3 protein-coding genes are annotated in these 4,728 nt (G+C 60.0%); all 3 read left to right on the top strand.

All coding sequences use genetic code 11. The features are described from left to right. Positions 1-69: 69 nt before the first annotated feature. The 3 genes from AX690_RS14970 to AX690_RS14960 are packed head-to-tail and all read left to right on the top strand — an operon-like array spanning position 70 to position 4,662. Positions 70-1,380, top strand: coding sequence for a PD-(D/E)XK nuclease family protein (locus tag AX690_RS14970; RefSeq protein ID WP_066681873.1), 1,311 nt, complete (start codon positions 70-72; stop codon positions 1,378-1,380). Next, positions 1,377-3,443: a DEAD/DEAH box helicase gene (locus AX690_RS14965; RefSeq protein WP_066730478.1), complete on the top strand. Its 2,067-nt coding sequence runs from the start codon at positions 1,377-1,379 to the stop codon at positions 3,441-3,443. Before AX690_RS14970 ends, AX690_RS14965 begins: the two co-directional genes overlap by 4 nt. Then, positions 3,436-4,662 carry a GIY-YIG nuclease family protein gene (locus AX690_RS14960; RefSeq protein WP_066683820.1) on the top strand — a complete coding sequence of 409 codons (1,227 nt, stop codon included), beginning with the start codon at positions 3,436-3,438 and terminating at the stop codon, positions 4,660-4,662. The genes AX690_RS14965 and AX690_RS14960 overlap by 8 nt, the downstream gene beginning before the upstream one ends. Positions 4,663-4,728: the final 66 nt, after the last annotated feature.

The following is a 4,728-nucleotide window of genomic DNA, read 5'->3' as shown; positions in this document are numbered from 1 at the left end:
AACCCTCCTCTAAACGGAACCCTCAATCTGTCTCAAAGGCGCTGACGGCGGACACGCCAAGAGGGCGGCGTGAACGTGGCCGATGAGATGGTCGGGCTGCCGACGGCGGAGGAATTGGAAGCGACTTTCGTCAACAACCCGATTCTGACGCGGATCGAATCCTACCTCAGCCGCTTCAATCCGATCCGCGTCATGCGGATGGAGCGGATGGAAATACGTCATTCCGCGATCCTGGCCTGGCTGCTCGATCCTGCCGAGAGCCACGGGCTGGGCGACAAGTTCTTGAAGGCGTTTCTCGGCGAGGCCCTTCGTGGCCAGAGCGGGCTTGGCGCGCCGACTGCGATGGACATCGCCAGAGCCGATATGCGCGATGCCATCGTTCGGCGCGAATGGCAGAACATCGACATCTTCATCCACAGCGTGCGGAACGGCTGGGGCTTTGTTGTCGAGAACAAATATGACAGCAGCCAGCATGAGGGGCAGCTTTCGAAATACCTTGATCGGGTGCACGCCGGTCTGGGCGTTGAGGCCGAGCACCTGATAGTTCGCGGCGTCTTCCTGACCTTGCATGATGAAGAGCCCGCCGATCCCCGTTATGCGCCGATCAACTACGCGACGGTCTGCCAACTCCTGGGCCGCTTCGTCAGGCACGAGGATCAGCTATTGGCCGCCGAGGTTCGAACCTTCCTCGGCCACTACACCGAGATTTTGGAAGAGGAGGCCGGATTGAGCGATCAGCGCGCCGAGATGGAGAGGTTGGCCAAGCAACTCTATCGCGAGCACAAGAAGGTGCTCGATTTCATCATGGAGCACGGTTCGGGCTCGGACTTCTCCATCGCTGCGGAAAGCCTGATCGGCGCGGACCTCTCCCATCTCGATGCCTTCGAAGTCGATGGCCAGAAATTCCGCTTCAATCATGTCGATCAGCGGTTTCTCAGCTTCTTGCCAGAGCCTTGGTACCAGGCGCTCGGCCAAGACCATTTTGAGTGGAAAGGCTGCGAGAAGTGGTGGGCGGGCTATCCGCTCATCGCCTGGCTCCAGCTATGGCCAAATGCAGACGGGAAGTCTGGCCAACTGGCGATCTATGGCGAAGTCGGCCCCCTAAGCCAACACGAGTTCCGTCGAGACTTGATCGAGGGCATTCAGCAGGCCGGGGAGGAATTGCCCAAAAGCCGGATCAAATTTCAGAAGGGCGCCGCCGGGGAAGGAAGGAAATTTTCCAAATTTCTCAAAGAGAATTTCCACGACATCAAGGACGTCCAGGATGCGGAGGAAATCGCTGCGGGGATGCGGTCCCTGCTAAAACGGTTCAAGCCCGAATTTGAAGCTGTCGGCGGAATTCTTCCCGCCTTCAAGAAGTATGGATACGCCGACGAATGACCACGGCCAAACCGATCCCCGCCGTCAGCTTCACGACGGCCCGCACCGGCGCCTCCGCGAAGGCGAACGAGATGGGAATGCGCCCGATGCAGGAGCGCGCCTATGCGAAGCGCGGTGAGCAATATCTGCTCATCAAGTCGCCACCTGCTTCCGGCAAGTCCCGCGCCCTCATGTTTATCGCGCTCGACAAGCTTCATAATCAGGGCCTCAAGCAGGCGATCATCGTCGTGCCCGAGAAGTCCATCGGCGGCAGCTTTGCCGATGAGCCGCTGTCGAAGTTCGGCTTCTGGTCCGACTGGACGGTGAAGCCGCAGTGGAACCTCTGCAACGCGCCTGGCCCCGACGAGGAGCGCGTTGACCCATCGAAGACCAGGGCTGTCGGTCAATTCCTAGCCAGTGACGACCAGGTGCTCGTCTGCACGCACGCCACGTTCCGTTTCGCCGTAGACCAGCTTGGAATCGAAGCATTTGATGGGCGTCTGATCGCCGTGGACGAGTTCCACCACGTTTCAGCCAATCCCGACAATCGCCTGGGCAGCCAACTGGCCGAATTCATCAAGCGCGATAAGTGCCACATCGTTGCGATGACCGGCAGCTACTTCCGTGGCGACGCCGCGCCGGTGCTGATGCCCGAAGATGAAAACAAGTTCGAGACCGTCACCTACACCTACTACGAACAACTGAACGGCTACGAACACCTCAAGACGCTGAACATCGGATATTACTTCTACAGTGGGCGCTATCTGACCGCCATTGAAGCTGTGCTCGATGCGTCGAAGAAGACCATTGTCCACATCCCATCTGTGAACTCGCGTGAGAGCACCGCCGACAAGATCAAGGAGGTGGAGCACATCATGCACTGCCTCGGCGAGTGGCAAGGCGCTGATGCGGTCACCGGATTTCACAAGGTCGAATTGGCCGACGGCCGGATCATCAAGATCGCCGACCTGGTGGATGACAGCGACCCGTCCAGGCGGGCAAAGGTTCTTACCGCCCTCAAAGACCCTGCGCGTAAGAACGACCGCGACAATGTGGACATCATCATCGCGCTCGGCATGGCCAAGGAAGGCTTTGACTGGATTTGGTGCGAACACGCGCTGACCGTCGGGTATCGCTCCAGCCTCACCGAAATCATCCAGATCATCGGGCGCGCCACGCGCGATGCGCCTGGAAAGGAAAGTGCGTCTTTCACCAATCTGATCGCCGAGCCAGACGCTTCGGAGGCGGCTGTCGTTGACGCGATCAACGACACCTTGAAGGCCATCGCCGCAAGCTTGTTGATGGAACAGGTGTTGGCGCCGCGCTTCAACTTTACACCCAAGGATCACGGCGAGATCGAGGGGTTCGACTACGGTGACGGTGGATACCAAGAGGGAAAGACGAACGTCGGGTTCAACGAAGCGACGGGCCAATTCCATTTCGAGATCGGCGGGCTGGTCGAACCTAAGAGCCCCGAGGCCGCACGGGTTTGCCGCGAGGACTTGAACGAGGTCATTACGGCTTTCGTGCAGGACAAGACCGCTCTTGAGCGCGGGCTCTTCGACGAGGAAACCGTTCCCGAAGAGCTTACCCAGGTACGTATGGGGAAGATCGTTCGCGACAAGTATCCTGACATGAGCGCGGAGGACCAGGAAGCGATCCGCCAGCACGCCATCGCTGCTTTGAACCTGACCCAGAAGGCCAAGGAACTCGCGGCATCTCCAAGTGTCTCTGGCGACCCGAAGTCGAATACGGCGCTTCTCGATGGCGTCCGTCGTCTTGCCATCGAGGTCAAGGAACTCGATATCGACCTCATCGACCGCATAAATCCCTTCGCCACGGCCTACGCCATCCTGGCGAAAAACATGAACGAGGCCACCCTAAAGCAGGTCCAATCGGTGATCTCCGCAAAGCGGACGGCGCTCTCTCCCGAGGACGCCAGGGACTACGCTGCGCGCGCTGTACGCTTCCGTCGCGAACGCGGGCGCCCGCCGTCCATCGACTCCGCTGACGAGTGGGAAAAGAAGCTCGCCGAAGGGGCTGCGGCCTTTATGCGTTATGACCGGGAAGGTCGATATGGCTGATCTGAGCCTGGATGATCTTCGTGCCGAACTTGCCGACTTCGCTCCCGCCGAAGCGAAGCAGTCCGCCTACACGCCGCGAGAAGAGCGCGTCATTGCGGGGTTCGAGGACATCGTGCGCTTCTATGAAGAGCATGGCCGAGCGCCCCTCCATGGCGAAAGTCGGGACATTTTCGAGCGCCTTTATGCTGTCAGGTTAGACCGACTTCGGAGCCTGGACGACTGTCGCACACTGCTGCTGGCATTCGACAAGTACGGCCTTCTGGACGCTCCACCGGTGACCGCCGATCCAGAGGACATGGACTTGGACGCGCTTCGCGCAGAGCTTGCTGGTTCTGGCGATGAGGACATTACCAAGCTGCGTCATGTCCCTTCGCGCGAAGAGCGCCGTGTGGCCGAAGAGATCGCCGGGCGCGAACGCTGCGTCGATTTCGAAAAGTTCGAGCCATTGTTCGAAGCGGTTCAGAGAGACCTGGACGCAGGTGTCAGAACTACCCGCCGCTTTGTGCGCGACGCCGGTTTCCAGAAGGCCGACATTCGCGCAGGCGAGTTCTTCATTCTCGGTGGGCAGATCGCCTATGTGGCGTCTGTCGGCGAACCGATCAAAGCGCCAAACGGCGAAACCGACGCTCGCCTCCGTGTGATCTATTCGAACGGAACTGAAAGCGACCTGCTGCTGCGGTCCTTACAGCGGGCGCTCTACAAGGACGAAGCGGGGCGCCGGATCACAGAGCCGGATGCTGGTCCGCTATTCGAAGGCATGGCGGAAGCCGCCACCACCGATCCGCTCTTTGGGGATCAAGCCGAGGACGGGGAAGTTGAAACCGGGACGATTTACGTTCTGCGGAGCAATTCCGACCATCCGTTCGTGGTTGAGCACCGCGAGGTGATCCACAAGATCGGTGTCACGAGCGGGCCGCTCGACGCGCGCTTGGCTGGGGGCGACAAGAGTGCGACCTACCTGCTTGCGGGTGTCGAGCCTGTCGCCGAATACAAAGTCTTTGGCGTTCGGTGTCGCCAGCTTGAGGCCTTGCTTCATAAGGTCTTCTCGCCTGCATTGCTCGATCTGACGGTCCAGGACCGCTTCGGCAATCCGGTGCGTCCGCGCGAGTGGTTCTTGGTCCCGCTGAACGTCATCGACGAGGCGGTCCAGCGCGTTCGCGACGGCACCATTGTTGACTATCGCTACGATCCCACTGAGGGGGGGCTGGTCGCGGACTGACCCTTGCCTTGGACGTTTGCGCGCGCGGCGATGGGGGTATGGTCGAACAGTAGGGGTGTGCTTTCC

Source organism: Caulobacter sp. CCH9-E1 (genome assembly GCF_001556515.1).
GTDB lineage: Bacteria > Pseudomonadota > Alphaproteobacteria > Caulobacterales > Caulobacteraceae > Caulobacter.
This window is presented reverse-complemented; position numbering and strand designations above follow the sequence as displayed.